The sequence below is a fragment of the Parabacteroides sp. D25 genome (assembly GCF_000307475.1).
In the GTDB taxonomy this organism is placed as follows: Bacteria; Bacteroidota; Bacteroidia; order Bacteroidales; family Tannerellaceae; genus Parabacteroides; species Parabacteroides distasonis.
The window spans coordinates 179,647-206,384 of record NZ_JH976502.1; the positions used below are offsets into that span (position 1 = coordinate 179,647).

Consider the following 26,738-nt stretch of genomic DNA (forward strand, 5'->3'; position numbering starts at 1 on the left):
GAATGCCCATTGTAAGATGCTTATAACTGCGATTATAAGAACCTAACAATGGGCATTCTAATAACCTCTTTTTGTGAGAGCGGCGATGACAGCCGCTCTCACTCGTGAAACCTTGCCTATCGGATTATCACTTTCTTCGTTATCTCATTGGATAGGCGGACGATATAGATACCGCTAGCCAAGCCATCTACACGACTGTCTCCGGCGGGAAGCCGTACCGTGCGGACTACGTTTCCGGTGAGGGCGATCACCTGCGCTGTCACGGAGACTGGCGTACGGATCAGCAAGGCTCCGCTCTCGGCACGGATCAAGGTAGCGTTTTCCACTTGCTCGATACCGGTCGTGGTATTTCTCACGATACCGGTGATCGCTACGGTCAGGTTGGCGGAAATATCGGCGATCGTGTACTTGCCGCTTGCGTCGGGGGTGAGGGCGTTTCCGTTCACGGTCACTACGGGGACGGACTGGTCATAGTCTGCGTCCAAGGTGAGGGTGAAGGAGAAGCCGTCGCCTTCGGTTACCGTATGCGCTCCGGCTGCCGGGGTGGTGGAGGCTCCTACCAAGGCAGGGAGGGTTACGGTATAGGTAGCGGGCTGTGGCGTAGGAGGCGTTACGGGAGGAACATAAGGCGTTACGGCAACCGGGGGCGTGGTGAGCGTCGTGGTCGTGGTCGTGCCGCCGTCTCCGGTTACGGTGGCGGTAACTAGGCAACGATACTGGCCTACGGTTCTCGTCCTGTAGGTATTCGAGGCGTTACGCAGCTGCGAGTCGTCCGGGGCGGTAGACCATGTGCCGGCCTGTGCGTTGAAAGTCTCCCATTGATACGTCAAATTCATTTGGGTGCCTTCGGGGGCGGTTATGCCGGCCTTAAGCTCCGCGTAGCCGTCAGTGGATGGTATCGGGGTGCTTGCCGCCGGGTCTACCCGTTCGAGGGTGATGTTGCCGGGGAGTGTCACGGTGGGCACTCGTGCGGTAAGATCCGTGAAATGGCCGTTGTTGGTGACCGCGGTGTTGACAAGGTCGCCGGCATTCTCGCCGGGGGTGAGCGTCAATTCGTTGCCGGGCTCGATCGTGACCGCACCCAGACTGTTCGTGCCGCTCAAGGTGAGGTTGGTCTTCCCGGTACCGTTGATGAGGGTGGCCGCGGAGGTTACCTCGTTGAGCTTTATTGTCATATCGGTATCGGCGGGAGGGGTGAGGGTGAGTTTGTTTATGGTCTTGCCCTTCTCTCCGTTGATCTCTCCGTTGAAGTAGTTGTCGGTACCATCATCTTGTTGGAACTTGTTCTCGTCCGTTATCGTGATCTCGCCGTTGTCTGCCGGGGTGATAGGGGAGGCTTCGAGGTAGACCTGCGTGGTGCCGTTCATCACGTACCCATTGCCTTTCACGCCATCAGGCAGCGGTGTGGCTGTCCAGATGAAGGGGTTCTTCTTGCCGGGCGTGAGGTCGAGGGTAGCGCCGTCTTTCAGTTTCCACGAGATCGGACTATCTATCACGTCGCCTCTGTCGGTGGTGAAGGTGAGCTTGGGCCATGTGGCGGCAAGATCGGCCAGTATCTCATCGGCGGTCATGATGGTGGTGACGATCCGGGTCTCGGTCGGCTGTCCTACCGCCTCTGCCAGCTCGCTCTCTTTCCATTGGGCGGTGAGGGAGAGATCGCCGGTGGAGCCTTTCGCCACGGTCGCTACCGTATTCCCGTCGGTGTCTTTCCAGCCCTCGAAGGAGAGGTAGGTATTGGCGTGTGTCGGCGTGGGGAGGGTGAACTCGTCCGATACTACGGTATATTGGGTGGGGCTGCCTTGCGGGAGGGTGCCGCCATTCGGGTCGTAGGTGATCGTGTAGCGGATAAGCTCGGCCTCGGCGGTAACCGTCGTCGGCTGGGCGGGCATCGTGAAGCTACGCTGTGCGGTGTAGCCCTTGTCGTTCGGTGCCAGGGTCTCTGCGGTCGTAGCGTTGCCGTTGTAGGTGATGGAGCCTACCGTCAGTTGGTAGCCTTCCTGCGGGACGAAGAAGAGGTCTACCTTGGTCCCGTTGTAGACGGTCTGGCCGGAGGATACGGCGGTGTACGTGCCGGCGGCGTTCATGATCATTACGTCCAGCGTCGCTCCCTCGGCGGGTTGCTGGATGGTGAGGAGGTATGGGAAGACCGGGTCGGAAGGTTGCGCCTTCGTGCTCGTCTCCGGGGCTTGCGCCATCGCCGGCTGCGCTAGCAGGGCGAGCGTAGCGGCTAGCAAGGATAGGATATATCTGAATGTTCTCATATTTGTATCTGTTTTAGTGTATATAATATAATGTATGCTCTACAGGACGACCTTGATCGTTGTACCGCCTTGGTGGACGAGATAGATGCCGGAAGGAAGGGCGATCGTCGTCTCGCTGCGCAAGAGCGGCAGGTAGCACTTCAAGGTCCCGCTGACGTGGTATACGGCGACTTTCTCGGCATGGTCGGCGCTAAGGTGCAAACGTCCGTCGGCGGCCCAAGCGCGGAAGCTGTTGTCCGCCGGAGTCTCGGCCAGCTCCGTACCCGTGACGATACCGTCCAAGCGGAGGCTCTTCAGCAGGGCTTGGGTGGCGGCATTGGCCACGACATAGCTCTCGAAGGGCCGCAGGGTAACCCGGTCCTTCAGCTCGAAGCGGCTGCCGTCGTCGCTGAGGACGTATATGTTTCGCATCTCCACATTGTACGAGGCCCGATTGCCCTTGAAGAGGAACACGCCCGTGTTGAGCGGCTCGGCGGGGCTGGTAGGCTCGATGGGGGAGTCGGGGCTGTCCTTGAAAAGGTAGATATTGCCGTAATTGAGGCGCAGCGTGTTTGTCTCCGGGCCTTCGCCGGCGATCAGCACGGGGTTACCTGCGGCGAGTATATGCAGGTTGTCGGGATCCGCCGGCTGCCAAGTCTGGTCGGTGGCATCGGGATATCCGGTACGCACGTAGCAGGGGGTTCCCGCGTCGCTAGCCAATTTGTCGGCGGTATTGGATGCTAGCGTGGTAGCCCGCCATTGGTTGCGGTTGGGGAAGAGGTGGGTGAAGCGGGCCGCTACGAGTCCTAGCACACCGTCATCGGCGAACCGGATCTGCCCGCCGTCCTGCAGCTCGAGATCATTCACCAGTGGAAATACTCCATTTTCTCCTATCTTCCCTACCGTAAGGACACCCTTCTCGGTGACGCGCAGCCATTGGCCCGGCATGCTCGCGTCGAAGGCCGTCTCCTTGTCGATCACGATCCAGACGGGCGGGACTTCGCGCAATCCCGTGTAGCTTGTCAGCCCGTCGGGATGGGCGGCGGGGAAGGTGCTGAGGTAGGTTTGCCCCGGGTCGTCGGAGCGGTAGCCTTCCTGTTTCAAGCCCGTCGACTGATTCTCTAGGTAGAAGGAGAGCGGGTAGTTCGTGGCTATGCTCTTCATGCCTGTAAGATTGAAGGTCAGACCATTCGGATTCTCCGTCGGTTCCGCCGGTTTGAGGTAGATGTAGCCAGACGGAGATTCCGGCCATGTGAGTTGGACAAGGCCCTTCACGGTGCCGCCGCCTTCGGGGTGGATGGCCTGCTCGGCGGCTGTCAGCGCCAAGGTGTTATCCGGGTCGGCGGGCGTCGGGATGAGGCAGGTGGCTCCCGTCTCTACCCGGAGCGCGTGGGTTCCGGACAGGCGGGGGCTGTGGGTGTTGTTTTGGAGCCTCACCGTCCCGCTCGCTACCGTGAGGGCCGTGCCCGTCGGGGGCTGGAAATCTACCTTGTCCAGCGTAAGCGTAGCCTCGCCCTCGGCATGGATGGTGGCGGGGATGTTGATGTAGGATGAGCTGCCGTTTGTCGTCACCGTCCCGTCGAACATCTTCTCGTCGCAGTACCATCCGTCCGCGGGGTCGAAGAAGAGGTCGATGCCGGTGCGGGTGCTGCCGTAGCCGTAGTCCTTGGAAAGGTCGAGCGGCTGCGGGGTGGGGCGGGTGGCGGTGGCGCCGGAGTATCGGCAGTATGCCCCGTCTGTCCGGAAGAAGGGGTAGTCTCCGTCTTTATAGGAAGACCCGCTGTAACGCCTGCCGGCATATAGCCGCTCGCCGTCGAGGGAGGCGGTATACCGCGTATCGGCCGCGGCGAGGAAGGCGTAACCCCAGCAGGTCCCGTCGGTCGCGAAGGTGGCCGCCGGCTCGTCGTCGCCTGCCGGGGTGACGGACAGCGTCCGGCCATCGGTCGGGGCGGTATCGAAATCCAGTTCGATAAAGCCGCTTACATAGGTGCAGAGCGCGTTCGCTTGCAGGTGGATCCGTGCGTTATCCCCGAACGTGATCGCGTCCGGCGAGGTATTGTCGTTTTTAAAGGCTGAGCCACCTGTTTTACTGATGACATGTATCTCTCCGTCCAGATGCATCCGGGCATTCTGGAAGTTGGAGATGGCGCCGATGCTGAGCGGCGCTTGGGCATAGACCGTGAGCGTACCCGTGCCCGCGGGAGATCCGTTTAGGATACCTTGGCTTATCTCCTGCGCATCGGCTACGGTCAGGGTGAGCGTGCCTAAGTTATAGATGAGGTCGCTCATGATCTCGATCCGGTTCTCCCCCTCGATCCGGAGGGTCGGTTCCGCGCCGGCCTTGATATAGAAGAGCTGGTTGAAACTTGAGGTTATGACGGCGTCTTTCAGCGTCAGCGCCGGTGGGTTGCCGCTGTCGGGATCGGCGGAGGTGAGTACGCTGTCGGAATCGGTGGAGGGGTGTATGACGAACTGCCGGCCTACCTCGGGCATCGTGCCGGTGATGGTACCGTTGAAGGGGGTGCCGGTGGTCGGGGCCTGCGTGTCGGATGCCCCTACTTTGTACACCCACGTGCCGTTTAGGTACGCGAGGTTGATGTACCAGTTATTGTTCAGGGTGCCCGGCAGGGTGGCAAGGTCGAGTGCCCCGGGAGGTTCCGCTTGCGCGCGGGCCGCTGTCGGGAGGGTGGCGATCAGTGTCGCGACACTGATCAGCAAGGCGAATATTCGCCTTGCCGGTAGGTGGATGTCATGTAATGATGTTCTCATGTTCTATGTGTATAATAGGGTTTATAAATCGGTTGTTTTTTCCGGCAGGTCCGGTAGCCCCTGTCCGGCAGGCTTGGCAGCCGTTGTCCTCGATGCTTGGCAGCCGTTGTCCGGACATGCCGGACAACGTTGTCCTCAGATCTCGTCCGGACTCTCGCTGTCGCCCCCACCGCCTTCTCCTACGATAAGGATGATGGGGAAGGTGTAGGTGCGGGGCTCTTTTACGTTACGGCTTCCGCTGTATTGCGTGGTGAGGCTCACGGTGTACTGCCCGTCGGCCAGCGTCGGCATCTGCACGATCACCTGCGAGGGCGAGTTGGCGATCACCACGGGTGCCTTCATCGGCGCGGCCCCTTCGGTGGTGGGGGTGAGGTAGACACCGATGGAGGGATCATCACCCTGTATCTTCAGGTTCACGCCACCCAGCACGAGGGCTCCGCCGGAGCTGAGCTGCCCGTTGATGGCCTTGGAGGTGGAGTCGGTCACGGTATTGATCACCGGACCTACGGCCGCCACGCCGTTCACCACCACCTTCACCAGCTTGAGGGTCTCGCGCAAGAGCTTGCCCATGGTGTAGGTGATGCCGAGGGCGTGCTTCCCGGGTTCGAACTGCGCCTTCTCGCCCTCGAAGGCCCCCTGCACGTTGACGAGGTATTGGCCCACGCCGTCCACCACGCTCTTGCCCTCGGCGATGGCCTGCACCTTATGGCTGTCGGCCATGTCGAGGATGTTGAGGATCGTGCCGTGTTGGTACTCGGTACGCGCGGCCACGATGCGGGCGGCGATGTCCGTGTTATACAATGTCCCGGTGATGTGCGGCTTGGCGGTGTAGTCGCCCTTGCGCTCGGTGAGCAGGTTATCGTACAAGTCTGTGTTGAGAATGATTTGTTCTGCCATGGTATTCCTTTATTAAGTGATTACTGCCAGCAAAGAACGGGGTTCGGGGTAAGAATGAGAGGACAAATCCGGGAAAAAAGAGGACAGATCTCGGAAAAATGCTCATTATTGCGCCTGCCGCCGGTATTGGGCGGGGGTGACTCCCAGTATTTTCTGGAAGATACGCGAGAAGGTGCGGGAGCTGGTGAAGCCCGCGCCGACAGCGATCTCTTCCATGCTCCGGCTGTCGCCCGGCATCAACAGCTCGGTACGGGCGTGGTTCACCCGGTAGCGGTCGATGTATTCCTTGAGCGTGATGTTCAGCTTGTCCTTGATGGAGGTGGAGAGATACTTCTCGTTGGTACCGAGGGCACGTACTAGGTCTTGCCGGCTGAAATTCGGGTTGAGGAAGGGTGAGGAGCTGGCCATATAGTTTTGCGCTTGCTGGAACAACTCGTCCTCCTCGATTTCCAGCAACCCGCCGATAAGATCCTCTAGGTCCATCCGGTTGGGATCGGTATCGGCGTCGGCTTGCGGGGCGAGGTTGAGCCGTAGGTATAGTTGGTCGTACGTGTAATGGTAGTTGGCGTAGTGGATCGATACCGAGGCGTAGAAGAGGGCGAACACGAAGTTGACCGCCGTGTTATAGTAATTATTCGGGAAGAAACAGAGGCTCACGGCGGCGATGCCGATACCCAGCGCCCATAGGAAGGCACGGGTTACCCAGCGCAATTCCAGTCGCTCGGGTGATTGGGGTATCTGTTTCAGGTTACCTAGATAGATCGCCCGCTCCCGGAAGAAAAAATGCGTATAGCCCCCTAGCTGGACAAGGTATACGAGGCACGTGAGCGTACGTATCAGCAGGGGCGGGTTCCCAATATTATCCCACCATACGTCGAAACGATACGTATGGACATCCTCCCGGAAGAGACAAGCGATCGTGTAGGCTACGGTAAGCGCGATCGTAGGCATGGCGTGGAGGAGGATATTCCTCCGGGTCACGTTCTTTCCCCTGAATAAGAGGGTGAGCAGGAACGTGAACAGCAACGCTTGCGAGGCGCTGATTAGCAGGATGGGGAAGTAGAACAACTCCATGATGGTTCGCTCGTCCGTGCCGGAAGACAAGATGAAGATATGCCCTATGCCTACCAATGCCGAGGCCAAGGCGAGATACTTGCAGGCCGTCCGGTACTTGGGGATCGTGCTTTCCCGCAAGGTCTTCAGCGACAACAGCAGTCCGCTGACCAGAAGGCAGGTAAAGGCTACGATCCCTGTCGAGGCTAAGTAGAGTAGGTGGTCGTTCATGTTGGTTCGCTATTGTTTTTTCAAGTCCGGATAGCTGATTCGGGTATGGAACATGGTTTTCAGTTTGTCTACGAATACGCTCTTTATGGTCTCCACGTCCTTGAAGGTCAGGGGAGCGCTCTTTAGCAAGCCGTCGGCGATCTGCCCGTCGATGATCTTGTTCACCAAGGCGCTGATACTCTCTTCGGTATGTTCCTTCAAGCTGCGGGAGGCGGCTTCCACGGAATCGGCCATCATCAGTACGGCGGTCTCCTTCGAGAAGGGATTCGGGCCGGGGTAGGTGAATAGCTCGTCGTTAATCGGCTTGTCCGGGTATTGGTTCTTGAAAGAGTTGTAAAAATACTTCGCCTTGCCACGTCCGTGGTGCGTACGGATGAAGCTGATAACCGCCTTGGGTAACAGGGCCTTCTCGGCGATCTTCACGCCCTCGGTGACGTGGCTGATGATGATCTGCGCGCTTTGGTCGAACGATAACTGGTTATGCGGGTTCACGCTCGATTGGTTCTCGGTGAAGAAGACGGGGTTGCTCATCTTCCCGATGTCGTGATAAAGGGCGCCGGTACGTACCAGTTGGGCGTTGGCGCCGATCTTGGCGGCCGCCTCGGAAGCGAGGATGGATACCTGCAAGGAGTGCTGGAACGTGCCCGGGCAAGTCTCGCTAAGCTTCTTCAAGATCGGGTTGTTGATGTTGGACAGTTCCACCAGCGTGATGCTGGACACGTATCCGAACGTCTTCTCCAACATATATACCAATACGTAGGTGAACATCAGCAGGATGAAGTTGATACCGAAATAAAGCATCATCATCCAGTTGATCTTGTTTAAGTTCGCCTCTTGATACAACGTGAGACTGAGGTAGCAGGCGGCGTAGGAGATGAAGATGAAGACGGCGCAACGGATCAGTTGCGAACGTTCGCTCAACTCCTTCAAGCTGAACGTCACTACCATACCCGCCACGATTTGCAACAACAGGAACTCATGCGGGAAAGGTACCATCAACGAGCAGATCAGCACGATGATAAGGTGCGTGAAAAGCGCCGTCCGGGAATCGAAGAAGGTACGTACTACGATCGGTACGATGGCGAACGGCAATATATATACGTTGAATAATGCGTAGGTAACACATAGTTCCGTAAGGATGCAACTCACGAATATGCAGAGGATCAAGAATAGTACGTTCTTCCGGTTATGGAATATCTTCAAGCGGAAAGACCATAGGTAGAGCCAGAAACAGAACATTAGCCCGAAGACGAGCACGAATTGTCCGGCCAATATGATGCCTTGCGTCTGCGTGCCCCCCGTCTTGGCCTCGTGTATGGCCTTTAGGGAACGGAGCACGTTGTAGGTATGGTTGTCGATGATCTCGCCCCGGTCTACGATACGCTCTCCGGCTTGTACCATACCGTTAGCGATAGATACGCTCTGTAGCATATCCTCCTTGATCTTGTCGGACATGTCGGCGGCATAGGATATGTTCTCGGTGAGGTAGTTATTGATGTCACACGATTGCAGGATCGATTTGTCCAGCCGCGGCGGGCAGTTGTTGATAATGAACTCGTAGGCGGTGCGCACGGTGAAGAAGTCGCTCACGTAGCGAGGCTGTGCGACGGCGTTCTCCAAGAGGTTGACACGGGAGTATTCCTCTTTCCGTAGCTCGTCCAGATCCTGCGACGAGATGATACCGTTCTTGTATAAGTTGATCAGGCTGCTCTCTATATACTGCATGTAAGCGGGGGATACTTTGCTTCGCAAGTTATTGCCGTTATTGTAGTTGGCACGCAGTTTCTCGACCTCTTGCTTCTGGATGTCGGGGTTCATGCGGTAATAAGGCTCGAACTTACGGAGTACGCTGTCTTTCTCCGCTTTTACCTCGTCGTCGGTCTTGTAGATCGGGAAATCGCTCGGGGCGGTGAGTAATCCATATCTCCAAGGCTTGCCCTCATAGAACTGATAACGGAATTTTCCCTCCCGAGGGAAGAAGTAGGCGATAAGTAATGCGGTCACCACGAAGTAGACCACGGTCGGTATATTGTAATTCTTCTGTTTCATATAGATTCCTTTTTGCGTCCGAAATATACGTAAAAAACTTCACTAAGCGGAAAAAAAGGCGTACTTTTGCCGCATTATTATAGAATGTAAGTATTATGACTCAAAGAAAAGTAAGAGTACGCTTCGCACCTAGTCCTACGGGGGCGCTGCATATCGGAGGTGTCCGCACGGCTTTATACAACTATTTATTCGCTAAACAGAATGGCGGTGATATGATTCTCCGTATCGAGGATACGGATTCCCAACGCTTCGTTCCCGGGGCGGAAGACTATATCATCGAGGCCTTGACTTGGCTGGGTATCAAGTTCGACGAGGGCGTGAGCTTCGGCGGCAACTACGGTCCGTATCGCCAGAGCGAGCGTCGTGAGATCTACAAGAAGTATGTCGATCAATTGCTGAACGATGGCCATGCTTATATAGCGTTCGATACGCCTGCCGAGTTGGAGGAGAAACGGAAGGAGATCGCCAATTTCCAATACGACGCCTCTACCCGTTCGCAAATGCGCAACTCGTTGACGCTTTCTCAGGAAGAGGTTCAGAGCCTGATCGAGTCAGGTCATCAGTACGTAGTTCGTGCCAAGATCGAGCCGAATGAGGATATCCACGTGAACGACTTGATCCGTGGCGAGGTCGTTATCAACTCCTCTATCTTGGATGATAAGGTATTATATAAATCGGCCGACCAATTGCCTACTTACCACTTGGCGAATATCGTTGACGACCATTTGATGGAGGTTACCCATGTGATCCGTGGTGAGGAGTGGTTGCCGAGCGCACCGCTTCACGTATTATTATATCGTTTCTTCGGTTGGGAAGATACGATGCCTAGTTTCGCCCATCTGTCGTTGCTGTTGAAACCGGAAGGTAACGGTAAGTTGAGCAAGCGTGACGGCGATCGTCTGGGCTTCCCTGTATTCCCCTTGGAATGGCACGATCCGAAGACGGGTGATGTTTCATCGGGCTATCGTGAGAGTGGCTACTTCCCCGAGGCTGTCGTAAACTTCCTCGCTTTGCTGGGCTGGAACCCGGGTAACGATCAGGAGGTGATGAGCATGGATGATTTGATCCGTTTGTTCGACCTGTCTCGTTGCAGCAAGAGCGGCGCTAAGTTCGATTATGAGAAAGGCAGATGGTTTAACCACCACTATTTGCTGGAGAAGAGTAATGCGGAGATCGCCGACCTATTCTTGCCGATCGTGGAAAGCCATGGTATCCAGACTACCCATGCTTATGTAGAGAAAGTGGTCGGCATGATGAAAGGCCGTGTCAATTTCGTGAGTGAGTTATGGGATCTTTGCTCTTTCTTCTTTATCGCCCCGACGGAGTACGATGAGAAGACTCGCAAGAAACGCTGGAAGGAAGATTCGGCTGTTCAATTGGGTGAGTTTATCGAGCAATTGCGTGCCCGTGAGCCGTTCGACGTAGAAGGTACCGAGAACGAGTGCAAGGCTTGGATCGAGAGCAAGGGATATCATTTGGGGAATATCATGAACGCCGCCCGTCTGGCCTTGGTTGGCGAGGGCAAGGGCCCCGGCATCTTTGATATTACCGAGGCTTTAGGTAAAGAGGAGTCTATCCGCCGTATCCAACGGGCTATCGAGATATTAAAATAATCATGTACAGTTTAGCAATACATCTCTACGCTTTTGTAGTCGCTTTGATCTCGCCTTTCCATAAAAAGGCGAGACTGATGCGATTCGGGCAATGGAAAACAAATTCCATACTTCGTGAGAAAATCGACCGGAACGCTAAATACATCTGGTTCCATGCCTCCTCGCTGGGCGAGTTCGAGCAAGGGCGTCCTATGATCGAGAAGATCAAGGCGGAACATCCGGAGTATAAGGTGCTGCTGACTTTCTTTTCTCCATCTGGCTATGAGGTACGGAAGAATTACAAGGGAGCGGACGTGATCTGCTACCTTCCTTTTGATACGCCTTTCCGGGTGAAGAAGTTCCTGAATCTGGCGAATCCGGCGATCGCCATATTTATCAAGTACGAGTTTTGGGGGAACTATTTGCGTGAGTTGCGGAAGCGGGGAATACCGGTTTATATCATTTCCGCTATATTCCGCCCCGACCAGCTATTTTTCCAATGGTTCGGAAAGCCGTACCGGAAGATGCTATCTTATTTTAATCATCTTTTTGTTCAGGACGAGCGTTCGATGAAACTCTTGAACGAGTTCGGCATCACGAATGTGACGGTGACCGGCGATACCCGTTTTGATCGGGTGTTGGATGTCCGTAAGCAAGCTCGTGAGCTTCCGTTTATCGAACGTTTCTTGGAAAGCAAGGAAGGTAAGAGGCCGATCGTGATGGTGGCCGGCAGTTCATGGCCTCAAGACGAGGCGATCTTTATCCCTTATTTCCATGAGCATCCGGAGATGAAGTTGATTATCGCCCCGCATGAGATTCACCGGGAACATCTCCTTTCTATCGAGGCGATGCTAAAACGTCCGTCCGTCCGTCTATCGGAGGCGCATGAGGATGATCTGGCCGATAAGGATTGCTTGATCATCGACAGTTTCGGACTCTTATCTTCCATTTATCGCTATGGACAGATCGCTTATATCGGTGGTGGTTTCGGAGCGGGTATCCACAACACGTTGGAAGCCGCCGTTTATGGGATGCCGGTCTTATTCGGTCCGAGATACCATAAGTTTAAGGAGGCGAAGGATCTGATCGCCGTAGGTGGTGGTTTCTCCATCACAGACGATTCCTCTTTCCGAACGAAGATGGACGAGTTATTGACCGACCCGACAGCCTTGGAAACCTCCGGGCAAGCTGCCGGTGATTTTGTGAAAAACAGTGTAGGAGCGACGGATCAAATCTTGCGACAAATCCATATCCGTTAATAGATAAAGCCGGGTTTGCTATTCGAGTGATTGTATGCCCAGATTCTTTTGATATAGCAATGGAATACGGATGAGATAGATGTACGGATTGGTAATTGAACGATTTGCGTTGTCTATCTCATCCGTGTTTTATTTTAATCCTCTTCAGCGAACATCGGGTCCCAAGCGGGAAGGCGAGTCGGTGTTTGTTTCAAGATCTCTTTTACTTGATCCGTGATGTACTTCTTGTTGACTACCAGACGGAACATATACTCATTAAACCATTGGTCTGTCATGATGAGGTGGCCGGCGTTCGCTCCGGGGCCCCAACTATTCTCAACCATCCATTTCTTCGGCTTTCCATTCGCGTCGAGGTCAACAGCCATCAAGGTCATGGCGTGTGAGGAACCGCTGGCGAATGTCTGGATACGTTGTTTCTTATCCATGCCGAAAGTCGTACCCATCAGTGAACCGTAATCGTAGAAGTTTACATCCAGAATACCTCTGTCACGATCGAAGAACTTGCCCACGTCGCAAGAGAAATACATCATGGTGCTGTCCTTGATGGAAGCGATAGCCATTTGTTTGATATCCTCGATCGGAAGGTTTACGTAAGTCCAGTTCTTTCCATCGTAAGCGTGGCGGTCGTAATCGATCTCATACAACTTATAATAATCGCGGCTCGGATCGTTCATCAACATGACATAGTTGTTTTTCAAATCGTCCCCGATATATTCTTGGAAGAAGGACTGAGGCGTATATTCCTTCGTCTCTACCGGATTCCCTTTAGCGTCTTTGCGAGTCCACGTGAATTTCGTAGGCGGCTCTCCCAAGTTCAATACGAGCATACGGTAAATCGTACCTAGCATCTCGGTCTTCTTTTTCTCCAGATCCGCTACGGTCGTGCCTTTGGTCGTAGACAGGTCACGAAGTTGCAAGCCGTATTCTTTCAGCTTTAATCCGATCAGGTTGCTCATGCGTCCGGTACTGTTGCTACTGTTGGTCTCTACCATGACCTCGGCGGGAACCACGCCATACTTGGTCAAGATATCGGAGACACCCGTGAACTGCCCTCCGTCTCCGATCGGGTTCTTGAACAGCCATTCCACCATCTTGTCGTCCATCGGTTTCAGACGAGTATCGATGATGCCCTGTAAGAAAAGGTTCGCTTTCTCCAATTGATCCCAGAAGAAAGAATAATTCTGGGAGAATTGAAAGTCTCCCATGTCATATTTGGCGATGGCCTGCGCACGGAACACGTTCAATCCCGTGAAAAGCCAGCAACGGCCCGAGGAACGTTGGTTGGAGATCCCTTTGCTCTCTACCTTATTGGAGAAGTAAGTATCCAAATTGTTCTTGCTCTCCCCATTAACGGCAAGCTTGTTGATGTCGTTATTGGTGATCGCGTTACGGATCGCCTTATCGGTCGGCGTTCCTTGATAAGACTGTTTGATTTGCTGCAACATCGTGGGTGAGATGCCTCCACCACTTTGTTGTCCGTGAGCCGATAGCGTGATGCCTAAAGCCAAGGCCGCTATCCATAAATTCTTTTGCTTCATGATATTTTAGTTGATTAATAAATTGTGTTATTTCTTTTTAGGCCATACCAGACCGTCTTGCCGGATATTCCATACCGTACCGTCTGGTGCGGGTAGTGATATCTCATACATGGAAGGTGTCGTATGTATTTCCAGTTGATTGGCGATCTCTTGCGGGCATAGCTCGTTTGCCTTCAAGTCGTTGATGTTATCGGCATAATGTCCGAAGGTCGCGGCGAACTCATTCTGACGGTAATATAAATTACGCAAGATCCATTTCGTCTCCTCCGAAGGATGTTTTACGAAAGGAGTCTCACCTTCTCCCGCAATCTTATCCGATATTTGAACATAACCCCAGTATTCGGGCATATGGATATTGATTACCCCGGTAGGCGCCCATACCCAGTTGTACTCGCGAATCTTATCCTCTCCTTGGATAGGGACTTTCACGTATTTACCGTCTTTCAGGTCCGTTGTCCATTCCACACGAGAGAAGTTCACACGGATCTGCTCGCCGATTTCCGGCTTTTCTTTTCCTCTGTCCATTTGGAATACGGAAGTCCAAGGAATGAATACCTCTACGCTCCATGATTTATCCGTGTCTTTCGGGTTATTCAGCGTACCGTCCACATAAACAGCGGATTTCATTCCGGTAAACTCCCAGTTATTCAATACTTGCGGATTATCCCGATAGGGGCGGGTTAAGAACAAGTCCCATTCCGTACCCAAGGCGTTCACCTCGTACTCCAGATAATTATGGGTGTCGTTCGTAGGATTCAGGAAGATCTCGAAGTCGTTGTCGTGGAAGATCACGGCGTCGTGTTCCGTGATGGTCGCCCATACGTGCGGCTCCTCCATAAGGACGGCGAAGTACATTCCGTTATCATCGTAAGTCATCTTGGCCCGGGTCTGGAAGTGAGGGGCTGGGCGTTTGTCGCCTTCGATATCTACGAAGTCGCTGGTCCAAGGTATCGCGTCCCATTCCCCGGGAGAAAGCTTTCCGTCGATCTTGATAGGAGCGGGGGCCTTGTAGCAAACATACGTCGGCGGATTGAACGGTGGTTGCGGCATATACGTGATGTCTGGCTTTTGCGTACTGGGTTTCTGTGCGCAAGAAAGCAATAGGAGTGCCGCCAATGGCGCTGTCGTTAAAATCGTTTTTCTCATGTGCGTTTATTTTTAGATCGTTTGATAAATAGATTCTTATTGAAGTAAGTCCATCGCCGCGTCCAACCATGTATTTATATCGTCCGGATAATGTTGATCGGCGGTATAAGTATCGCTGCGTTTGTGCCCGAGTCTTACGATCACGGCGTTCTTTTCCGGGAGCGTGAAGACGTATTGCCCCAAGATTCCTCTCATATAAGGGATCTTCATCCCTTTGTAATCGAGAATCCAGTATTGGAATCCGTAACAATGGTTGGGTTTGCCGAGATCCTTATAGACAAGACGGGTATCGGGGCTTGTCGCTTCCGCCAGATAAGCGGGAGAGATCAATTGCCGGTCATCCCATTGACCGTTGTTGAGTAATAATTGTCCGAAGCGGGCGAAATCACGGGCGTTACTGTTGAAACAGCAATAGGCTTTTTCCATGCCGTCCTTCCGGTCGAGGCTCCAAAGGGCGCTTTCCTCGGCGTGCATCGGAGTCCATAGTTTGCGGGATACATAATCGCTGAGTTTCTCCCCGGTAGCCTTCTCCACGATAAAGCCCAGCAGTTGTGTCACGCCGCTTTGGTAGATAAAGTTTACGCCGGGCTCGTCGATCTCTTTCATCCCGAAGGCGATTTCCTGTAGGTCATCGCCATAATACAACTGGGTGGTAGGAGAGAAAGGAGAGCTGTAAGCCTCGTCGAAATCCACGCCGGCGCTCATGGTCAGCAAATGGCGAAGCGTTAGGGCCTTTCCGTCGTATCCCTTGAATTCCGGGAAAAAGTCGCTTACCGGTTGATCGACATTGCGGATAAATCCATCGTCGATAGCACAGCCGATCGCTAACGAGACGATGCTTTTCGCCATCGAGAAGGAATTGCTATGCGATTCCGGGGAATAATCTTCCCAATATTGCTCGAATAGCAGTCGATTGTCTTGGATGATTACATAGGCAACCGTACCCAGCTCCTCAAACCGGGGAAGATAACGCTCTGGAATACTTTTCGTATTGTAAGCTTCCGATAGTTCCCAAGGGCGGGGCGAACCTGCTTTTACGACCCGGTTCTCGAAAATCGGATATTGATCGATCTTGGGTAACAAATGGATAAGGGCCCTACGTAGATAATAATTGGAGGGTAACGCCAGATATCCGCCTATTCCCAGCATAAAAATAAACACTATCCATCCCACTCTTCGGGACAAATAGTGTTTATTGGCTGGAACCCTATTATTTGAATCATTTTTCATGTAACCCTTTGGTTGTTACTTTACAGATACAAATATATGGTTTATAATTCAAATAATCAAATACATGCTATTATTCTTTATACCAAGAAGAATACATATGATAGTTCTTGGCTATCTTTTGGTTGATCTCCTTCGCTTGCTCGGGATCTACCTTCTTGACGAACTTAGCGGGAACTCCGGCGTAGATGCTGCCCGGCTCGACGATCGTCTTGCTTAATACTACGGAACCTGCGGCGATGATCGCTCCCTCGCCTACTACGGCGTGATCCAATACCACGGAGCCCATTCCGATCAAGGCGCCATTGCAAATCTTCGCCCCGTGGATCGTTACGTTATGGCCGATGGATACATCATCGCCGATCTCGATCGTCGATTTCTCATATAAGGTGTGAAGGACGGAACCATCCTGTACGTTTACGCCGTTGCCGATGCGAATCGAGTTCACGTCGCCGCGAAGCACGGTGCCAAACCAGATACTGCAACCTTCACCGATCTCTACGTCACCTATAATCGTGGCGTTGTCTGCTAAAAAAGTGTCTTTACCGATCTTCGGGGTAAAGCCACGAACGGATTTAATTAATGCCATTTTTAGTTGTTTAAATTTCTGTTGTTTTCTCTTTCAGCCAAGCTTTCTCCTCCTCGTTCAAGAACGGGCTGATCTTGTCGTAGACCATTTGGTGGTACTTGTTCAGCCAAGCGTGCTCACGGACAGAGAGCATGGGGATGATAATCAAGCTCGTGTCGATGAAACAAAGCGTCAGCGTATCGAATCCTAGGAATTTCCCGAATTCCGTTTCGCTGTCCTCACGTACCAAGATCATGTTCTCCGTACGGATACCGTATTCGCCGGTACGATACATGGCCGGCTCGTCGCTGATCACCATTCCGGGCTTCAAGGTCACCGGGTTCTCCTCCATGCGGATGCTTTGGGGGCCTTCGTGTACGTTTAGGCAATGGCCGATACCGTGACCGGTTCCGTGCAAGTAATTAATGCCGGAATCCCATAGCGCCTTACGGGCAAGGATATCGATCTGAGAGCCTCGTGTTCCAGCGGGAAACTTGCTTTTCGCCAAGCTGATCGTACCTTTCAATACACGGGTGAAATCCTTTTTCATCTGCTCCGTCGGCTCTCCAAGGGCGATCGTGCGGGTGATATCCGTCGTACCGTCCAGATATTGCGCACCGGAATCGATCAAAAGCAATCCCTCCGGTTTCAAGGTCGCGTCCGTCTCCGGCGTAGCGGAATAATGAACGATCGCTCCATGCTCGGCGTAACCGCAGATCGTGCCGAAGCTATCCATGATGTATTGCGGTTGTTCCGCACGTAAGGCTGTCAGCTTCTCGGCGGCGCTGATCTCTGTAACTTGGGCTCCTTCCGCCATTTTTTTCTCCAGCCAGATATAGAATTTTGTCAAGGCGACGCCATCTTTTACCACGGCGTTTTGGAATCCCTTGATCTCGGTCTCGTTCTTGATGCTCTTCAAGTGATTGGCGGGGGAGATCCCTTCCACGATCGTACAGCTTCCCGGGATCGCATCGTATAAGGAGACGTTCGTCTTGTTCATATCCACGAATACCCGGCTGTTTTCCGGTAGGCGGGACAGATACCTCTGGATCATGGAGTATTCGGCCAGCGTAACCCCTTCTTTCTTCAAATGCTCGGTGATCTCGGCGGTCAGCTTCTCCGGCTTGATGAAAAGCACGCTCTCGTCCTCCGATACGAAGGCGTAGCTGACTACGACCGGGTTATAGGTCACGTCCGTACCCCGGATATTGAATGTCCACGCGATCTCGTCCAAGGCGGCGAGGATCAAGCAATCGGCGCCCTCGCTCCGCAACTGGTTATTGATTAGGTCTAGTTTCTCGTGCACGGAGGCTCCGCTTAATGCTTCCGGCATCTCGAATATCGGGTTTCCGGGAACGGCGGGACGGTCCTTCCAGATACCCTCGATCAGGTCGGCCGAGGTATCCAGCTTGATTTCTTTACGGCTTAGTTTATTTGCCAAGGCACTCGCTTCGGCGGCGCTATAGGTTTGCCCGTCCAGCCCTACGGCCTGTCCGGCGTGTAACTCATGCAAGAGGAATTCCGTGATAGACGGTGTCTCCGGAAGCGCCAACTTATAGAGTTCGATACCGGAACCTTCCAGTTGGCTGGCCGCTTGCAGGAAATACCGGGAATCGGTCCATAAGCCCGCCTTGTCCGCGGTGACCACGATCGTTCCCGCCGAGCCGGTGAAGCCGGATATCCATTCTCTCGATTTCCAGCGATCGGCCGGATACTCGCTTAGATGCGGGTCGGAACTGGGTATGATATAAGCGTCAACCTTCTGTTGTCTCATAGCCTCCCGTAGGGCGGCGATACGTTCAGGAATGTTTGTTTTCATCGCATTTTATTTTAGTCAACATTAATACTCGCAAAGTTAATGAATTATTTTGGATTTGTCTCGCCGGAAACCGGCTCTTCTACCTTATAATATAGATGGGAAGTACCTAGCTTTTCCCACCGCAGTTTCCTTTCCTCTACCAGCCGCCGCAAGTCGAGGGAAGCCTTACTTCTGGAGCATCCGCAGAGCGACATATACTTCTTCTGGTGGATAAAAGGGTTCGTCTCCAGATAACGGAATACCTCTTGCTCGCATTCCTTGGCGGAGGGATACGCAGGATCGCTAACCGTGTACTCGTCACGAAACACCGGCATGGTCTTCAGCCGGTCTCTTAGTTCCTTGGACGATCTGAACTTCACGTCCTTGAAATGGATGGATTCCGCCCGGATCTCATTCTTTTCCATCACGGGCCGGCTTTTCAGTGAGACGCTGAAAGTACCGATCCCCTCTAGCTCCACGTTATAACCGAACATGAGGAAGTCCACCATCATGTCTTGGAAAAGCTGCAAGATCCCTTTCATATCCGCGGGCGAGAAAGAAGACCGGGACTTCGCTCTATTGATGAACTCATCCGTATGTATCGTCCCGCAAGAGACCAAACGAGGATGTAGGGGTAATGACTTCCCGGATTCCTCTGGATTCGGGTTGGGGTTTCTGACTAGCTTGTAATTTGCTGACATCTGTGCTGTGTTTAAATGGTTATAGATCTTTTGTCTGATTCTTCTGGATCGCTTACCCGTTTCTATAGGCGAGCTTAGCGGTTTCTTCAAGAAGGATTCATCTTCCAACAGCCGTTGCATGATCATGCACCAACTGTTGGACGATCATCTACCATCTGTTGGATGATTGTCCAACGGATGGTAGATGATGAATACTTCAGCTTCAAAGGTACAACATATAAAGGAGAAAAGGGTTAGGATTTCAGATAAAAGAGCTAAAGGTTATGATAAACGTGTATGGGCTCACAACCTTGTGAACCGATCCCTTTAAATCAAGTTAAAGATAAGGCACCCAATAGATATCAAGGAATAATTTGCTAGCTTTGTAGAAACAAATAAGAAGTGCCATGAGGAATCTGCTTTATCTTTTTGTCTTTGCGGCTCTGCTTCTCGGCTTGAGCGCATGTTCTTCTTATTATTATTCGATGTTGAACTCGAATGACCCCGTCGGGGAGAAGAATGAGAGAGGTGATTTTGTGCAGGAAAACGATACGGTACGTATCTCTTATCGTTTCTGGGGAGAGAACGCCCCGGTTACTATTACCATTTATAATAAATTGAATGAACCCTTGTATGTGGATTGGGGGCGGTCGGCGCTGATTATCGATGACGTGGCTACCACCTACGACCCGAAAGTGGCCTCGGTGAGAGGCGAGAGCTCTAGCGTGGCATCCGGTAGCTCCTTTCATTGGAGCGATAGGAGCAGCAGCGGGTGGAGCTACTCGGAAGGTTCCTTCTCCGGTGATGTGAGTTTGCCAAAGGGCGTTGAGTTTATCCCGCCGCATTCCAAATTAGTCAATACGCCTTTGCAATTAGCCAACTTCCCGTTTAACGAGATCCCGAAAGAAGAGTATGTAAAGGAACAAATGACAACGAAAGCAAACACAACCGTAAATATCCGAGTGAAGGATTTTACAGAAGAAGATTCTCCGCTGAGATTCCGTAGCTACCTGACGTTGTTCGCCGGAGGGACTAATGGGAAGCCCTTGAAGCATTCCTCTTTTGAGCGGAACTTCTATCTGGCGAAATTGATCAAGGTCGGCGACGTGGCTCCCCAGTATTTCGATGAGGGACAGCAGCAATCCGGCGATTTCTTTTACGTGAAAGAGACTCATGGGGCTACGGCAGGCCTTGTCGTAGGAGCGATAGCGGTTACCGCCGCAGGGGTGGCGATAGAAGCTACGCTGGGTCCCGTGAACTATTAATATATTCATATCGAATGATACAAACTCTATCTGATTTAAAGACCGTGCGTTTCAACGAGCAAGCGGACGGTGTGATCATTTTGGACCAAACTCTGCTGCCGGGTAAGGAAGCGTATCTGACCCTTACCACTGCCGAGGAGATATGGGATGCCATCTATAAATTAAAGGTACGTGGAGCACCTGCTATCGGGATAGCGGCCGCTTATGGTATCTATGTCTGCGCCCGTCGGATCGATACGGCGGAGAAATCCGTTTTCGTGGATGAGTTTCGGAAGATCAAGGAGTATCTGGCCGGTTCCCGTCCGACGGCGGTGAATCTAGTGACGGCGCTGAACCGGATGGAGCGGGTATTGGTCGCTCATCCAACCTTGTCTGTCCCGGAATGGAAAGAGCTATTATATAAGGAAGCGATCGCGATCCGGGAGGAAGACGCCGCCGCTTGCCGGCAGATCGGCGAGAACTGTCTGGAGCTACTCCGTCCCGGGATGGGAATCCTTACGCATTGCAACGCCGGACATCTGGCGGTCTCGGAGTATGGCACCGCCTTGGCGCCGATTTATCTGGGGCAGGAGAGAGGCTATGGTTTCAAGGTCTTCGCCGACGAGACCCGTCCTTTGTTGCAAGGCGCCCGGCTCACGGCCTATGAGCTAAGCAGGGCCGGCGTGGACGTGACGCTGATTTGCGATAATATGGCCTCTATCGTCATGCGGAAAGGCTGGGTGCAAGCCGTGGTCGTAGGTTGCGACCGTGTAGCCGCCAATGGCGACGTGGCGAATAAGATCGGCACGTCCGGAGTGGCTATCTTGGCCCGGCATTACAAGATCCCCTTCTATGTATTAGGCCCGACATCCACCATCGATAGCTCGTGCCCGGACGGCGATTCCATTGTAATAGAGGAACGTAACCCCGATGAGGTCACCGAGATGTGGTATTCAAGGCGTATGGCCCCGAAAGACGTAAAAGTCTACAACCCCGCCTTCGACATTACTCCCCACGAGCTAATCACGGCTATAATTACGGAGAAAGGCATCTTTTATAAAAATAATCGCTGAAAGTTTTGCTAATCCCGAAACAATCAGTAATTTTGCCGCTCAATTTGAGGATATAAATAATTAAACAATATAACAATTTAAATTATGATCGTAGTTCCATTAAAAGAAGGCGAAAACATCGAGAAGGCGCTTAAGAAATTCAAGAGAAAGTTCGAGAAAACAGGTGTAGTCAAGGAATTGAGAGGCCGTCAGGCTTTCGAGAAACCGTCTGTTACGAAGAGAAAGCAGACTATGCGTGCTATCTACGTACAGCATTTGCAACAAGTAGAAGAATAATTATAGCTTCCGGGCTTGTTTTATTGAATTCTTATTCCTATTTTCGTTGCATGAATGTTGATGCAACGAAAATATGCTGATCGATGACTTTCTAAACTATCTCCGGTATGAGCGGAACTATTCCAATTATACGATTGGTGCCTATTCGAAAGATTTGGACCAATTCCAGAGGTATGTAAGAGAGCATCGAGAAGGTGTATTCAACCCCGGGGAAATCGACTCGGATTTCGTGAGAAGCTGGATCGTCAGTTTGATGGACGAGAAGCTTTCTCCCGTATCGGTAAACCGGAAATTAAGTTCTTTGAAATCTTTTTTTAAGTTTCTCATGAAACGGGGGATTGTCTCCGCGAATCCGTTGAGATTGGTGAGCGGTCCGAAAACGAAGAAACCCTTGCCTTATTTTATTAAGGATAGCGAGTTGGAGGCGTTGTTGGACGGGGACGGATTTGATGAGGATTTTGAAGGTGTGAGGAATCGGTTGGTCATTGAGATGCTATACGATACCGGGATGCGCCGCTCAGAGTTAATCGGCATACGAAACGTGGATGTGGATTATGAGGCGATGCAGGTCAAGGTAACCGGAAAGCGGAACAAGCAGCGGTTGATTCCTTTTGCGGAGGGTTTAAAAAACTTAATGCTTGCATACACGGAAGTCCGTGATCGTGAGGTTGAGGCAGCCGGTGAATGGTTTTTCGTTCGAAAGAACGGGAATCAGTTGTCGACGGGGATTGTTTATAATATAGTAAAAAAGCAATTGTCGGAGATACCCATGCTGGCGAAACGAAGTCCACACGTGTTACGACATTCATTTGCAACGAGTATGTTAAACAACGGAGCCGAGCTGAACACTGTGAAAGATTTATTAGGTCATAGCAGTTTAGCGTCTACCAGTGTTTACACGCATACAACCTTTGAGGAATTAAAAAAAGTGTATCATGCTCATCCAAGAGCAAAAAAAGAAGGAGGTTATTATGGACGTTAGAATTCAAGCAATTCATTTCGACGCAACTGCACAGTTGGAGGCGTTTATTCAGAAGAAAGTTTCTAAATTGGAGCAATACTTCGATGGTATTATATTGGCAGAGGTTACATTGAAGGTGGTTAAGCCTGAGACGGTGAAGAACAAGCAGGCCAGTATAATGTTGTCCGTGAAGAACGGGGAATGTTTCGCTGATAAAATAAACGATACTTTCGAAGGGGCGATAGACGATTGTGTTGAGGCTTTGGAGAAGCAACTGGTTAAATTCAAAGAAAAAATCAGAGCCAAATAAAAAAAACGGTAGATAAATTTGGTATGTAAGAAATAATATCTAAATTTGCAGCCGTTTCGCCGTGGTGACGAAACGGCTGCTTTTAGAAGTATCGCCTCTTTAGCTCAGTTGGCCAGAGCACGTGATTTGTAATCTCGGGGTCGTTGGTTCGAATCCGACAAGAGGCTCAAAAGAATGTATTGGAATGGGCAGTTACCAGAGTGGCCAAATGGGGCTGACTGTAACTCAGCTGGCTTTCGCCTTCGGTGGTTCGAATCCATCACTGCCCACACGAATGAAACAAAGGAGAGAATCGGTTGGTTCATTCGGTCTTGCGGAAGTAGCTCAGTTGATAGAGCATTAGCCTTCCAAGCTGAGGGTCGCGGGTTTGAGCCCCGTCTTCCGCTTTTATAAGTTGCCTGTGTAGCTCAGCGGTAGAGCACTTCCTTGGTAAGGAAGAGGTCCCGAGTTCAAGTCTCGGCACCGGCTCAATTGAAAATTGAACATGATCATTAATCAAATAAAGAACAATTAAGTTATGGCAAAAGAGAAATTTGACAGATCGAAACCACATGTGAACATTGGTACGATTGGTCACGTTGACCACGGTAAAACAACTTTGACAGCTGCTATCACAACAGTATTGGCAAAGAAAGGTCTTTCAGAGTTGCGTTCATTCGATTCTATCGACAACGCTCCTGAAGAAAAAGAGAGAGGTATCACAATCAACACTTCTCACGTAGAGTATCAGACTGCAAACCGTCACTATGCTCACGTAGACTGTCCGGGTCACGCCGACTACGTAAAGAACATGGTAACTGGTGCTGCTCAGATGGACGGTGCTATCATCGTAGTTGCTGCTACTGATGGTCCTATGCCTCAAACTCGCGAGCACATCCTTTTGGCTCGTCAGGTAAACGTTCCGAGATTGGTTGTATTCATGAACAAGTGTGACATGGTTGACGACGAGGAAATGTTGGAATTGGTTGAGATGGAGATGAGAGAGTTGCTTTCATTCTATCAATTCGACGGTGACAACACTCCGATCATCCGTGGTTCTGCTCTTGGTGCATTGAACGGTGATGCTCAATGGGAAGATAAAGTAATGGAGTTGATGGAAGCTTGTGATACTTGGATTCCTCTGCCTCCGCGCGAAATCGACAAGCCGTTCTTGATGCCGGTTGAGGACGTATTCTCAATCACGGGTCGTGGTACTGTTGCTACAGGTCGTATCGAGACAGGTATTGTTAAGGTTGGTGAGGAAGTTCAGATCATCGGTCTTGGCGCTGCTGGTAAGAAATCTGTTGTTACAGGTGTTGAGATGTTCCGTAAGTTATTGGATCAAGGTGAGGCTGGTGATAACGTTGGTTTGTTGCTTCGCGGTATCGATAAGAATGAGATCAAGCGTGGTATGGTAATCTGCCACCCGGGTCAGGTTAAAGAGCATTCTAAGTTCAAGGCTGAGGTTTATATCTTGAAGAAAGAGGAAGGTGGTCGTCACACTCCGTTCCACAACAAATATCGTCCTCAGTTCTATATCCGTACATTGGATGTAACTGGTGAGATCACTTTGCCGGAAGGAACTGAAATGGTAATGCCGGGTGATAACGTAACGATCGAGGTTGAGTTGATCTATCCGGTAGCATGTAGCGTAGGTCTTCGTTTCGCTATCCGCGAGGGTGGACGTACAGTAGGTGCAGGCCAGATCACAGAATTAGAGAACTAATTCAAGCATTAGATAATGTTATAGCCAGTCTTTTTAAGGGCTGGCTATTTCTACGGAAGTAGCTCAGTTGGTAGAGCACTGGTCTCCAAAACCAGGTGTCGGGAGTTCGAGCCTCTCCTTCCGTGCTAAAATCTATAGATTCGATGAAAAAGATAATTACTTATATTAAGGAATCTTATAACGAACTTGTTTATAAAGTTTCTTGGCCTACGAGAGCAGAGCTTTCCAATAGTGCGGTTGTTGTTATGTTTGCTTCCCTTATCATCGCCGCATTGATCTTTGTTGTTGACGGGGCCTTCGAGGCTGTTATGCGTTTCTTCTACAACCAAATTTTCTAATCAGTTAAGGTATGTCTGATATCCAAAAGAAATTTTATGTTCTGCGTGCCATCAGTGGCAAGGAGAACAAGGTACGGGAATATCTAGAGGCTGAGCTGAAGAATACGGATCTGGGAGAATATGTATCTCAAGTCTTGATTCCGACTGAGAAAACCTTTACGGTACGAAACGGTAAGAAGGTCATGAAAGAAAGGGCTTACTTGCCGGGTTATGTGCTGGTCGAGGCTGCTTTGGTCGGTGAGGTTGCTCATCGATTGCGGAACATTCCGAATGTGATTGGTTTCTTGGGTGGTTCTGATACCCCCGTGCCATTACGTCCTGCGGAAGTGAATCGTATCTTAGGTACGGTTGACGAGTTGCAGGAACAACAAGAGGATCTGGATATCCAGTTCTATGTTGGCGAGAGTGTGAAGATTACTTTTGGACCGTTCAGCGGTTTCACGGGTATAATCGAAGAGGTCAACGCCGAGAAAAAGAAACTTAAGGTGATGGTTAAGGTCTTCGGACGCAAGACTCCCCTTGAGTTGGGTTATATGCAAGTTGAGAAAGAATAGTACTCTGGTTACGAAAAGTGCTACCTTTCTGTTATTGATGTTATATATCTAAAAAATTTTAGAAACAATGGCTAAAGAAGTTGCTGGACAAATCAAATTGCAGATTAAAGGAGGAGCAGCAAACCCTTCTCCCCCAGTAGGACCTGCTTTGGGTTCTAAGGGTATTAACATTATGGAGTTTTGCAAGCAATTTAATGCCAAGACCCAAGACAAGGCTGGTAAGATATTACCTGTTGTAATTACTTACTATGCCGATAAGTCTTTCGACTTTGTCGTTAAAACTCCTCCTGTGGCAATCCAGTTGTTGGAAGCTACTAAGAAGAAGAGCGGTTCCGCTCAACCTAACCGTGCTAAGATCGCTGAGATCACATGGGAGCAGGTGAAAGCTATCGCTGAAGACAAATTAGTCGATCTAAACTGCTTTACTGTCGAGTCGGCCATGAGAATGGTTGCGGGAACAGCCAGAAGTATGGGTATCACTGTTAAAGGGACATTCCCGGGTAATAATTAATAAACTTCAATTGAGATGAGTAAACTTACAAAGAATCAAAAGTTGGCTTTGGGCAAGATTGAAGCTGGGAAAGCATATACATTGAAAGAAGCTTCAGCTTTAGTGAAGGAAATTACTACAACTAAGTTTGACGCATCCGTAGATGTTGATGTCCGTTTAGGTGTTGACCCCCGTAAGGCCAATCAAATGGTGAGAGGCGTGGTTTCATTGCCTCACGGAACTGGTAAGCAGGTTAGGGTTCTCGCATTATGTACTCCGGACAAGGAAGCTGAAGCTACTGCCGCTGGAGCTGACTATGTTGGATTGGATGAGTATATTAATAAGATTAAAGGCGGTTGGACTGAAATTGATGTTATCATCACTATGCCTTCTATCATGGGTAAGATCGGTGCTCTTGGTCGCGTATTAGGCCCTCGTGGTTTGATGCCTAACCCAAAGAGTGGTACGGTTACCAATGAGATCGGAAATGCGGTGAAGGAGGTTAAGCAAGGTAAGATCGACTTTAAGGTAGATAAGAGCGGTATCGTTCACACATCTGTTGGTAAGGTGTCTTTCACTCCGGAACAGATTCGTGACAATGCTAAGGAGTTTATTTCAACTTTGATCAAGTTGAAACCTACTGCGGCTAAAGGTGCGTATATAAAGAGTATTTATCTTTCTAGTACTATGAGTGCGGGTATTAAAATTGACCCCAAATCAGTTGAAGAAAACTAAAAAAC

General features: G+C 51.2%; 23 protein-coding genes and 5 tRNA genes. 17 read left to right on the top strand and 11 right to left on the bottom strand.

The window, feature by feature from the left end:
- Window positions 1-116: 116 nt before the first annotated feature.
- From HMPREF0999_RS07610 to HMPREF0999_RS07630, 5 genes are all read right to left on the bottom strand, one after another.
- The gene (locus HMPREF0999_RS07610; protein ID WP_009275599.1) at window positions 117-2,261 is read right to left on the bottom strand and encodes an InlB B-repeat-containing protein; all 2,145 of its coding nucleotides are present in this window, start codon (window positions 2,259-2,261) and stop codon (window positions 117-119) included.
- Between the two features lie 39 nt (window positions 2,262-2,300).
- The gene (locus HMPREF0999_RS07615; protein WP_009275600.1) at window positions 2,301-5,009 is read right to left on the bottom strand and encodes a hypothetical protein; all 2,709 of its coding nucleotides are present in this window, start codon (window positions 5,007-5,009) and stop codon (window positions 2,301-2,303) included.
- 135 nt (window positions 5,010-5,144) lie between these two features.
- The gene (locus tag HMPREF0999_RS07620; protein ID WP_005854146.1) at window positions 5,145-5,906 is read right to left on the bottom strand and encodes a DUF4469 domain-containing protein; all 762 of its coding nucleotides are present in this window, start codon (window positions 5,904-5,906) and stop codon (window positions 5,145-5,147) included.
- A 105-nt stretch (window positions 5,907-6,011) separates the two neighbouring features.
- The gene (locus HMPREF0999_RS07625; protein WP_005854148.1) at window positions 6,012-7,190 is read right to left on the bottom strand and encodes an AraC family transcriptional regulator; all 1,179 of its coding nucleotides are present in this window, start codon (window positions 7,188-7,190) and stop codon (window positions 6,012-6,014) included.
- A 9-nt stretch (window positions 7,191-7,199) separates the two neighbouring features.
- Window positions 7,200-9,239 (bottom strand): HD family phosphohydrolase, encoded by a 2,040-nt coding sequence (locus HMPREF0999_RS07630; RefSeq protein WP_009018013.1) that lies wholly within the window; start codon window positions 9,237-9,239, stop codon window positions 7,200-7,202.
- Between the two features lie 95 nt (window positions 9,240-9,334).
- Here HMPREF0999_RS07630 and gltX point away from each other — a divergent pair, with 95 nt between their 5' ends.
- A complete protein-coding gene (gltX, locus tag HMPREF0999_RS07635; RefSeq protein ID WP_008779982.1) occupies window positions 9,335-10,852 on the top strand; it encodes a glutamate--tRNA ligase in 1,518 nt (505 codons plus the stop codon).
- A 2-nt stretch (window positions 10,853-10,854) separates the two neighbouring features.
- The gene (locus HMPREF0999_RS07640; protein ID WP_008773682.1) at window positions 10,855-12,090 is read left to right on the top strand and encodes a 3-deoxy-D-manno-octulosonic acid transferase; all 1,236 of its coding nucleotides are present in this window, start codon (window positions 10,855-10,857) and stop codon (window positions 12,088-12,090) included.
- 134 nt (window positions 12,091-12,224) lie between these two features.
- On the opposite strand, the gene HMPREF0999_RS07645 is transcribed toward HMPREF0999_RS07640, so the two are convergent.
- The 6 genes from HMPREF0999_RS07645 to HMPREF0999_RS07670 all read right to left on the bottom strand — a co-directional run bounded on the left by HMPREF0999_RS07645 (window position 12,225) and on the right by HMPREF0999_RS07670 (window position 19,068).
- Window positions 12,225-13,628, bottom strand: a complete 1,404-nt coding sequence (locus tag HMPREF0999_RS07645; RefSeq protein WP_005854156.1) for a C1 family peptidase — start codon at window positions 13,626-13,628, stop codon at window positions 12,225-12,227.
- A gap of 27 nt (window positions 13,629-13,655) precedes the next feature.
- Window positions 13,656-14,774 (bottom strand): carbohydrate-binding family 9-like protein, encoded by a 1,119-nt coding sequence (locus HMPREF0999_RS07650; protein WP_009275601.1) that lies wholly within the window; start codon window positions 14,772-14,774, stop codon window positions 13,656-13,658.
- A 36-nt stretch (window positions 14,775-14,810) separates the two neighbouring features.
- The gene (locus HMPREF0999_RS07655) at window positions 14,811-15,923 is read right to left on the bottom strand and encodes a serine hydrolase domain-containing protein (protein WP_010184078.1); all 1,113 of its coding nucleotides are present in this window, start codon (window positions 15,921-15,923) and stop codon (window positions 14,811-14,813) included.
- Window positions 15,924-16,074: 151 nt separating this feature from the next.
- Entirely contained in the window at window positions 16,075-16,590 is a 516-nt protein-coding gene (locus HMPREF0999_RS07660) for a gamma carbonic anhydrase family protein (RefSeq protein ID WP_005854163.1), read from the bottom strand.
- Between the two features lie 10 nt (window positions 16,591-16,600).
- The gene (locus tag HMPREF0999_RS07665) at window positions 16,601-18,388 is read right to left on the bottom strand and encodes an aminopeptidase P family protein (RefSeq protein ID WP_009275603.1); all 1,788 of its coding nucleotides are present in this window, start codon (window positions 18,386-18,388) and stop codon (window positions 16,601-16,603) included.
- 44 nt (window positions 18,389-18,432) lie between these two features.
- Window positions 18,433-19,068: an HU family DNA-binding protein gene (locus tag HMPREF0999_RS07670; protein WP_009275604.1), complete on the bottom strand. Its 636-nt coding sequence runs from the start codon at window positions 19,066-19,068 to the stop codon at window positions 18,433-18,435.
- Window positions 19,069-19,454: 386 nt separating this feature from the next.
- Between HMPREF0999_RS07670 and HMPREF0999_RS07675 the strand changes: the two genes are divergently transcribed.
- The 15 genes from HMPREF0999_RS07675 to rplA all read left to right on the top strand — a co-directional run bounded on the left by HMPREF0999_RS07675 (window position 19,455) and on the right by rplA (window position 26,733).
- Window positions 19,455-20,312, top strand: a complete 858-nt coding sequence (locus tag HMPREF0999_RS07675) for a hypothetical protein (protein ID WP_009275605.1) — start codon at window positions 19,455-19,457, stop codon at window positions 20,310-20,312.
- Between the two features lie 14 nt (window positions 20,313-20,326).
- Window positions 20,327-21,364, top strand: a complete 1,038-nt coding sequence (mtnA, locus tag HMPREF0999_RS07680; RefSeq protein WP_009275606.1) for an S-methyl-5-thioribose-1-phosphate isomerase — start codon at window positions 20,327-20,329, stop codon at window positions 21,362-21,364.
- Between the two features lie 84 nt (window positions 21,365-21,448).
- Window positions 21,449-21,640 (top strand): 30S ribosomal protein S21, encoded by a 192-nt coding sequence (gene rpsU, locus HMPREF0999_RS07685; protein WP_005854174.1) that lies wholly within the window; start codon window positions 21,449-21,451, stop codon window positions 21,638-21,640.
- Between the two features lie 73 nt (window positions 21,641-21,713).
- Window positions 21,714-22,622, top strand: coding sequence for a tyrosine-type recombinase/integrase (locus HMPREF0999_RS07690; RefSeq protein ID WP_009275607.1), 909 nt, complete (start codon window positions 21,714-21,716; stop codon window positions 22,620-22,622).
- Window positions 22,612-22,911 (top strand): ribosome hibernation-promoting factor, HPF/YfiA family, encoded by a 300-nt coding sequence (gene hpf / locus HMPREF0999_RS07695; protein ID WP_008778704.1) that lies wholly within the window; start codon window positions 22,612-22,614, stop codon window positions 22,909-22,911. The genes HMPREF0999_RS07690 and hpf overlap by 11 nt, the downstream gene beginning before the upstream one ends.
- Before the next feature lie 93 nt (window positions 22,912-23,004).
- Window positions 23,005-23,078, top strand: a tRNA-Thr gene (locus HMPREF0999_RS07700).
- A 19-nt stretch (window positions 23,079-23,097) separates the two neighbouring features.
- Window positions 23,098-23,180, top strand: a tRNA-Tyr gene (locus HMPREF0999_RS07705).
- Window positions 23,181-23,224: 44 nt separating this feature from the next.
- Window positions 23,225-23,297 (top strand) — tRNA-Gly (locus HMPREF0999_RS07710).
- A 10-nt stretch (window positions 23,298-23,307) separates the two neighbouring features.
- Window positions 23,308-23,379 (top strand) — tRNA-Thr (locus tag HMPREF0999_RS07715).
- 49 nt (window positions 23,380-23,428) lie between these two features.
- Window positions 23,429-24,616, top strand: a complete 1,188-nt coding sequence (tuf, locus tag HMPREF0999_RS07720; RefSeq protein ID WP_005854209.1) for an elongation factor Tu — start codon at window positions 23,429-23,431, stop codon at window positions 24,614-24,616.
- Between the two features lie 52 nt (window positions 24,617-24,668).
- Window positions 24,669-24,741, top strand: a tRNA-Trp gene (locus HMPREF0999_RS07725).
- Between the two features lie 18 nt (window positions 24,742-24,759).
- Window positions 24,760-24,954 (top strand): preprotein translocase subunit SecE, encoded by a 195-nt coding sequence (gene secE, locus HMPREF0999_RS07730; protein ID WP_005854211.1) that lies wholly within the window; start codon window positions 24,760-24,762, stop codon window positions 24,952-24,954.
- Between the two features lie 11 nt (window positions 24,955-24,965).
- Window positions 24,966-25,508: a transcription termination/antitermination protein NusG gene (gene nusG, locus HMPREF0999_RS07735; RefSeq protein WP_005854213.1), complete on the top strand. Its 543-nt coding sequence runs from the start codon at window positions 24,966-24,968 to the stop codon at window positions 25,506-25,508.
- A 67-nt stretch (window positions 25,509-25,575) separates the two neighbouring features.
- Window positions 25,576-26,019 carry a 50S ribosomal protein L11 gene (rplK, locus tag HMPREF0999_RS07740; protein WP_005867244.1) on the top strand — a complete coding sequence of 148 codons (444 nt, stop codon included), beginning with the start codon at window positions 25,576-25,578 and terminating at the stop codon, window positions 26,017-26,019.
- 15 nt (window positions 26,020-26,034) lie between these two features.
- Window positions 26,035-26,733, top strand: a complete 699-nt coding sequence (gene rplA / locus HMPREF0999_RS07745; protein ID WP_009275608.1) for a 50S ribosomal protein L1 — start codon at window positions 26,035-26,037, stop codon at window positions 26,731-26,733.
- The last annotated feature ends 5 nt before the right edge of the window (window positions 26,734-26,738 follow it).